Annotated in this window: 6 protein-coding genes; 3 read left to right on the top strand and 3 right to left on the bottom strand. The window is 59.9% G+C overall.

All coding sequences use genetic code 11. From position 1 onward, the window contains the following. The first annotated feature begins 285 nt into the window (after window positions 1–285). From KGB28_RS05730 to KGB28_RS05720, 3 genes are read left to right on the top strand one after another with little or no spacing between them, the layout of a single operon-like run. Window positions 286–1,581 carry a murein hydrolase activator EnvC family protein gene (locus tag KGB28_RS05730; RefSeq protein ID WP_223443252.1) on the top strand — a complete coding sequence of 432 codons (1,296 nt, stop codon included), beginning with the start codon at window positions 286–288 and terminating at the stop codon, window positions 1,579–1,581. A gap of 31 nt (window positions 1,582–1,612) precedes the next feature. Further along, window positions 1,613–2,932, top strand: a complete 1,320-nt coding sequence (locus tag KGB28_RS05725) for a S41 family peptidase (protein ID WP_150726520.1) — start codon at window positions 1,613–1,615, stop codon at window positions 2,930–2,932. 1 nt (window position 2,933) lies between these two features. Beyond that, the gene (locus tag KGB28_RS05720) at window positions 2,934–3,710 is read left to right on the top strand and encodes a divergent polysaccharide deacetylase family protein (RefSeq protein WP_223443249.1); all 777 of its coding nucleotides are present in this window, start codon (window positions 2,934–2,936) and stop codon (window positions 3,708–3,710) included. A 146-nt stretch (window positions 3,711–3,856) separates the two neighbouring features. Here the strand turns inward: KGB28_RS05720 and KGB28_RS05715 are convergent, their stop codons facing one another. The 3 genes from KGB28_RS05715 to hisA all read right to left on the bottom strand — a co-directional run bounded on the left by KGB28_RS05715 (window position 3,857) and on the right by hisA (window position 6,212). Next, on the bottom strand, window positions 3,857–4,612 hold the full coding sequence (locus tag KGB28_RS05715; RefSeq protein ID WP_223443246.1) for a substrate-binding periplasmic protein: 756 nt from the start codon (window positions 4,610–4,612) through the stop codon (window positions 3,857–3,859). A gap of 82 nt (window positions 4,613–4,694) precedes the next feature. Then, the gene (gene hisF, locus KGB28_RS05710) at window positions 4,695–5,465 is read right to left on the bottom strand and encodes an imidazole glycerol phosphate synthase subunit HisF (protein ID WP_007972752.1); all 771 of its coding nucleotides are present in this window, start codon (window positions 5,463–5,465) and stop codon (window positions 4,695–4,697) included. Window positions 5,466–5,474: 9 nt separating this feature from the next. Continuing rightward, window positions 5,475–6,212, bottom strand: a complete 738-nt coding sequence (gene hisA / locus KGB28_RS05705) for a 1-(5-phosphoribosyl)-5-[(5-phosphoribosylamino)methylideneamino]imidazole-4-carboxamide isomerase (RefSeq protein WP_027617356.1) — start codon at window positions 6,210–6,212, stop codon at window positions 5,475–5,477. Between the last annotated feature and the right edge of the window lie 18 nt (window positions 6,213–6,230).

Genomic DNA, 6,230 nt, shown 5'->3' with positions numbered 1-6,230 from the left:
CACGATCATCCTGTGCATGTAGATGAAAGGTGTGTTTTCCCAGATCGATGGCGGCAATAGCTACTTTGCTCATGGCAATGATCTCCGATAAGCCCCCTGTGAAAGCTTAGTGGGCGATCACAGGGGGCGGCGGGGGTAGCCATTTCATTAGTGGTTTGTGGTGGTTTCGAAGACTAATTGCCCCTGCATCCTGCTCCAGTCATCACACAGTCAGAAATGGGCATTTTTTTTGCCGCCCATGGCGGGCATACTAGGCCGTCCCTTTCCCTGGTGCCGCCCACCCCTATGCTCCGCATCCTGACTGCCCTAGCCCTGACCTGCCTGCTCCAACCGGCTTTCGCTGACGAGCGCGCGGACACCCAACAACAGTTGGACGCCACGCGTCAGGACATTGCCGAGCTGAAGAAGCTGCTGGGCAAGCTGCAGGAAGAAAAGTCCGGTGTGCAGAAAGAGCTCAAGGGCACCGAAACCGAAATGGGCAAGCTCGAGAAGCAGGTCGATGCCCTGCAAAAAGAGCTGAAGAAAAGCGAAGCCGAGCTGCAGCGACTCGATGCGGAGAAAAAAAAACTCCAGAGCGCGCGCATTGAACAGCAACGACTGATCGCCATTCAGGCCCGGGCGGCCTACCAGAACGGTCGCCAGGAATACCTCAAGCTGCTGCTCAACCAACAGAATCCGGAAAGATTCGCCCGTACCCTCACCTATTACGACTACCTGAGCCAGGCTCGCCTGGAACAGTTGAAGAATTTCAACGAAACCCTGCGCCAACTGTCCAATGTCGAGAAAGACATCGCCATGCAGCAGGCGCAATTGCTGGTGCAGCAAAGCAGCCTCGACACCCAGCGTGACGAGCTCGAGAAAGTCCGCAAGGAGCGCCAGCAAGTCCTGGCCAAGCTCAATGACGATGTAAAGGCTCGCGATCAGAAACTGGCGGCGCGCGAGCAGGATCAGGCAGACCTGTCTAAAGTCCTTAAAACCATTGAAGAAACCCTGGCCCGCCAGGCCCGTGAGGCAGAAGAAGCGCGACAAAAAGCGCTGATTGCCCAGCAGGAAGCCGAAAAAAAGCGTTTACGTGAGGCCCAGGCGCAGGCAGATGCCGGCGACGATGCCCCACGCAAACCGGTCAGATCGACACCTGGCGCACTGGTTTCCAGCTCCGGCGAGACCTTTGGCGGCCCGTTTGCGTCAACCCGCGGCAAACTTCCCTGGCCTGTCGATGGTCGACTGCTGGCGCGCTACGGTGAAAGCCGTGGCGACGATGCCCGGACCAAGTGGGATGGCGTGATGATCGGCGCGTCTGCCGGCAGCACCGTGCATGCGGTGCATGGTGGTCGCGTAGTGTTTGCCGACTGGCTGCGAGGCGCCGGGTTGCTGGTGATCCTCGACCACGGCAACGGTTTTTTGAGTCTTTATGGTCATAACCAGACGCTGCTCAAGTCTGCGGGTGACGTGGTAAAAGCCGGTGAGTCCATCTCCACTGTGGGTAGCAGTGGCGGACAAGATACACCGGCATTGTATTTCGCGATTCGTCAGCAGGGTCACCCGAGTGATCCGGCGCAATGGTGCCGCGCGCAAGGATAAGTGCGTTACCTAATTCAGGAGTTTGTTAGACATGCTGCATTTGTCCCGCCTTACCTCGCTGGCCCTGACGATCGCCCTGGTGATCGGCGCGCCTCTGGCGTTTGCCGCTCAACCAGCGCCGGCGGTTGCGCCTGCGGGCACTGCTGCGACCACCAAGGCGCCACTGCCACTGGATGAGTTGCGCACCTTTGCCGAGGTGATGGACCGGATCAAGGCCGCATATGTCGAACCAGTGGACGACAAGACCCTGCTGGAAAATGCCATCAAGGGCATGCTCAGCAACCTCGACCCGCATTCGGCCTACCTGGGCCCTGAAGATTTCGCCGAGCTGCAGGAAAGCACCAGCGGTGAATTCGGCGGCCTGGGCATCGAAGTCGGCGCCGAAGACGGCTTCATCAAGGTGGTGTCGCCCATTGACGACACTCCGGCCTCCAAGGCCGGCATTCAGGCCGGCGACTTCATCGTCAAGATCAACGGCCAGCCGACCCGTGGCCAGAGCATGACCGAAGCCGTCGACAAGATGCGCGGCAAGATCGGCCAGAAAATCACCCTGACCCTGGTGCGCGACGGTGGCACGCCATTCGACGTGACCCTGACCCGCGCCGTCATCCAGGTGAAGAGCGTGAAGAGCCAGTTGCTGGAATCGGGCTACGGCTACATCCGCATCACCCAGTTCCAGGTCAAGACCGGTGAAGAGGTTTCCAAGGCCCTGGCCAAGCTGCGCAAGGACAACGGCAAGAAGCTCAAGGGTATCATTCTCGACCTGCGCAACAACCCGGGCGGCGTGTTGCAAGCGGCGGTGGAAGTGGTCGACCACTTCATCACCAAGGGTCTGATCGTTTACACCAAGGGCCGTATCGCCAACTCCGAGTTGCGTTTCTCTGCCACCGGCAAGGACGAAAGCGAAGCCGTGCCAATGGTCGTACTGATCAACGGCGGCAGCGCCTCGGCTTCGGAAATTGTCGCCGGCGCCCTGCAGGACCAGAAACGCGCCGTGCTGATGGGCACTACCAGTTTCGGCAAAGGCTCGGTACAGACGGTTCTGCCGCTTAACAACGAGCGCGCATTGAAGATCACCACGGCGCTGTATTACACGCCGAACGGCCGTTCCATCCAGGCCCAGGGCATCGTGCCGGATATTGAAGTACGCAAGGCCAAGATCACCAGCGAGCAGGACAGCGATTACTTCAAGGAAGCTGACTTGCAGGGTCACCTGGGCAACGGCAACGGCGGCGCCGACAAACCGACCGGCACCAGTGGCAAAGCCAAACCTATGCCACAGGACGATGATTACCAATTGGCCCAGGCCCTGAGCCTGCTCAAAGGGCTGAGCATCACGTCCGGCCGTTGAGATGCTTCTGCGGTTGCTGATTGGTCTGTTGTGTTGCCTGGCGGGTGTTGCTCACGCAGAGCCCGCCGGATCGACACCCCACAAAGCCTACCTGAGCCTGATCATCGATGACCTGGGGCAGAACCTGCCCCGGGATCGCCGCGTGCTCGCCCTGCCCGGCCCGGTGACCACGGCAATCATGCCCGACACACCCCACGCCACTGAATTCGCCCGCGAAGCCCATTGCGCCGGCAAGATCGTCATCCTGCACATGCCCATGGATCCGGCCACCGGGCCGTTCGCCTGGCATCCCGAGTTGCCCGTCGACGAGCTGGAAAAACGCCTGAACGCCGCATTCAAAATGGTCCCGTACACCAGCGGCATCAATAACCACATGGGCAGCCGCATGACCGCACAGCCAGCCGCCATGGCGTGGTTGATGGCGGATTTGCAGCGTCGGCATAAATTCTTCGTCGACAGCCGCACCAGCGCCCAGACCGTGGCCGCCGCCCAAGCGCAGAAGATCGGTTTGGCGAGCGTTTCGCGGGATGTGTTTCTCGACGATGAGCGTACAGAAGCTGCGATCCTGACCCAGTTGCAGACAGCGATCAGCCTCGCGCACAAGCAGGGTTCAGCGGTGATGATCGGGCATCCGTATCCGCAGACATTGGCGGTGCTCGAACACGAACTACCCAGGCTCAAGGCTCAGGGGATCGAGTGGATTGATATCCGGCAGATGATCAGTGTGCGCGGCAACCGGGCGACGGCGGCGCATGGCAAGGATGGCGTATACCGCTAGCAGTTACACCGCAAAATCCCTGTGGGAGCGAGCTTGCTCGCGATGGCGTCGTGTCAGTCGACATCATTGTTGAATGACAGATCGCTATCGCGAGCAAGCTCGCTCCCACAGTGGTCCGGGCATGACTACAGGGTTGGCGTTGAATCCTAGAGATACTGCGCCATGATCTCGTCCACCCGCCCTTCCTTGCGCATCTGGTCCAGCGCCGCCTGGAGCTTGGTGACCGTCTCGTCCGGCACGTCCTTGTTCAGCGCCAGGTACAGTTCGGCACTGTTGAAACGCAATACGGTTTTCAACCCGTTAACCCCTTCCTGGCGCGCCAGATAGCGCCCGGCCGGGTCACCGGTGGCCCACAGGTCGATCTGGCCGTTGACCAGCTTCCTGGCGTTGTCCTGATCGCGCAGCACAACGATCGGGTTAAGGCCTTGCTTGGCCAGCGTCTCGGCAATGGCGTCGCCCTTGTAGGCGCCGATCTTGTATTTGCGCGCGTCATTCAAGGTTTCGAGGGTGATCTTGCTGTCAGCCTTGGCCAGCATGATCCAGTCGTCCGGGCCAATTGGGCCGACCCATTTGAATAGCTTCTCGCGATCCGGCAACCGCGCCATGACGAATACGCCGTAGCCGGGTTTTTCCAGGGTGAGTTTGTAGATTCGCTCCCAAGGGAAACGCAGCGTCAGGCTGTAGGTAATGTCGGCGCGCTTGAACATCTCGCGGACGATATCGGTGGCGATGCCATTGATGTTCTCGTCCTGAGCGAAGTTCTTGCCGTTCTTCGCCATGTTGTACGGCGGGAAGTTCTCCGTCAGCAACACCAGGTCGGTATCGGGGCTTTCGACAGCGTGCGCCCCGTTGATGAGCAACAGAGAAGCACTGGCGAGAACGAGAAGAAAGCGTTTAAGCATGTCTGGCTACCGAAATCCATGGCGTACCCAAGAGTGCCTTGGGTACGCCATGGTGTCCACTGGCCTGTATCGATTTTGGTGCTTAGCGCATCACGATTCCGCGATGGGCCATATAGGCCTTGGCTTCCTGCACCGTGTATTCGCCAAAGTGGAAAATACTCGCCGCCAGTACCGCGCTGGCGTGACCTTCGATAATGCCGTCGGCCAGGTGTTGCAGGTTGCCAACACCACCAGAGGCGATCACCGGGATGCCCAGCGCATCGCTGATCGCTCGGGTGACGCCCAGGTCGAAACCGTTTTTCATGCCGTCCTGGTCCATGCTGGTCAGCAGGATTTCGCCGGCACCCAGGCCTTCCATTTTCTTCGCCCACTCAACGGCGTCGAGGCCGGTTGGCTTGCGACCACCATGGGTGAAAATTTCCCAGCGCGGGGTTTCGCCCGGTCCGGAAACCTTCTTCGCGTCGATGGCCACCACGATGCATTGCGAACCGAAATGCTGCGCGGCTTCGCCGACAAACTCCGGGTTGAACACTGCTGCGGTGTTGATCGAAACCTTGTCCGCACCGGCATTGAGCAGGTTGCGGATGTCCTGCACGGTACGCACACCACCGCCCACGGTCAGCGGGATGAACACCTGGCTGGCCATGCGCTCAACGGTGTGCAACGTGGTATCGCGGCCGTCGACGCTGGCGGTGATGTCGAGAAAGGTAATCTCGTCGGCGCCCTGCTCATCGTAGCGACGAGCAATTTCCACCGGGTCACCGGCGTCGCGGATGTTTTCGAATTTCACACCCTTGACCACCCGGCCGTTGTCCACGTCCAGGCAAGGGATGATGCGTTTGGCCAGCGCCATGATCAGTCCTCAGCCTTTGTACGAATCGCAGAAAGCTTGCGCTTCAGCGACGTCGAGGGTGCCTTCGTAGATCGCACGGCCTGTGATCGCACCGATGATGCCCGGCGCCTTGGCGTCGAGCAGGGTCTTGATGTCACCCAGGTTGTGGATGCCGCCGGAAGCGATCACCGGGATCTTTGTTGCAGCAGCCAGTGCGGCGGTGAACGGTACGTTGCAGCCCTGCATCATGCCGTCTTTGGCGATGTCGGTATAAACGATCGAAGACACGCCGTCGGCCTCAAACTGCTTGGCCAGGTCGATCACCTGGATGGTGCTGATTTCAGCCCAGCCGTCAGTGGCGACAAAACCGTCTTTGGCATCCAGACCCACGATGATTTTGCCCGGGAACGCGCGGCAGGCTTCGGCGACGAAGGCTGGATCTTTCACGGCCTTGGTGCCGATGATCACGTAGCTCACACCCGCTTTCACGTAATGCTCGATGGTTTCCAGGGAGCGGATACCGCCGCCGATCTGGATCGGCAGGTTCGGGTAGCGCTTGGCGATGGCAGTGACCACTTCGCCGTTGACCGGCTGGCCTTCGAAGGCGCCGTTCAGGTCGACCAGATGCAGACGACGGCAACCGCCCTCCACCCACTTGGCAGCCATGCTCACCGGGTCATCGGAGAACACTGTGGAATCTTCCATGCGGCCCTGGCGCAGACGAACACAGGCACCGTCTTTAAGATCGATAGCGGGAATAATCAGCATCTGGCAAACCTTCAAATT

The sequence above is a fragment of the Pseudomonas sp. BF-R-19 genome, assembly GCF_019956445.1.
In the GTDB taxonomy this organism is placed as follows: domain Bacteria; phylum Pseudomonadota; class Gammaproteobacteria; order Pseudomonadales; family Pseudomonadaceae; genus Aquipseudomonas; species Aquipseudomonas fluorescens_BH.
Note: the sequence above shows the minus strand (reverse complement) of the source record. Positions and strands in the feature narration are given on the sequence as shown.

Coding starts and splice junctions, on each gene's coding strand:
- KGB28_RS05715 (WP_223443246.1), bottom strand. CDS start 4,612: ATGCTTAAACGCTTTCTTCTCGTTCTCGCCAGTGCTTCTCTGTTGCTC.
- KGB28_RS05730 (WP_223443252.1), top strand. CDS start 286: ATGCTCCGCATCCTGACTGCCCTAGCCCTGACCTGCCTGCTCCAACCG.
- hisF (WP_007972752.1), bottom strand. CDS start 5,465: ATGGCGCTGGCCAAACGCATCATCCCTTGCCTGGACGTGGACAACGGC.
- KGB28_RS05720 (WP_223443249.1), top strand. CDS start 2,934: ATGCTTCTGCGGTTGCTGATTGGTCTGTTGTGTTGCCTGGCGGGTGTT.
- KGB28_RS05725 (WP_150726520.1), top strand. CDS start 1,613: ATGCTGCATTTGTCCCGCCTTACCTCGCTGGCCCTGACGATCGCCCTG.
- hisA (WP_027617356.1), bottom strand. CDS start 6,212: ATGCTGATTATTCCCGCTATCGATCTTAAAGACGGTGCCTGTGTTCGT.